This window comes from Neisseria sp. P0014.S009 (assembly GCF_051958155.1).
GTDB lineage: Bacteria > Pseudomonadota > Gammaproteobacteria > Burkholderiales > Neisseriaceae > Neisseria > Neisseria flavescens_C.
On sequence record NZ_JBQCVS010000257.1, the window covers coordinates 1 to 237 of the forward strand.

Annotated in this window: 1 protein-coding gene; it reads right to left on the minus strand. The window is 52.7% G+C overall.

Annotation, left to right across the window (positions count from 1 at the left end; genetic code table 11):
- Window positions 1-237 (minus strand): UvrD-helicase domain-containing protein (locus tag ACTHS4_RS12565; RefSeq protein ID WP_440366052.1); only part of this gene is annotated, 237 nt, incomplete at both ends.

Genomic DNA, 237 nt, shown 5'->3' on the forward strand with positions numbered 1-237 from the left:
CCATTCTTTAAACTGACTTTTGCCGTATTCTCGGTTGTTGCCGTCAAAGCGCACACCCAAAAGCCGCATTGCCATACCGTCATAAGTCATAACCGTAACGGCAGCAGCAAGAGGGCCGACCAGTCCGAACAGGCGGCGCTTGACCTCCTGCGCCGCCAAACGGTTGAAAGTCAATACAATGATGGCGGATGCGGGAACATGTTGCACCCGTAAAAGGTAGGCAACACGGTGTACAAT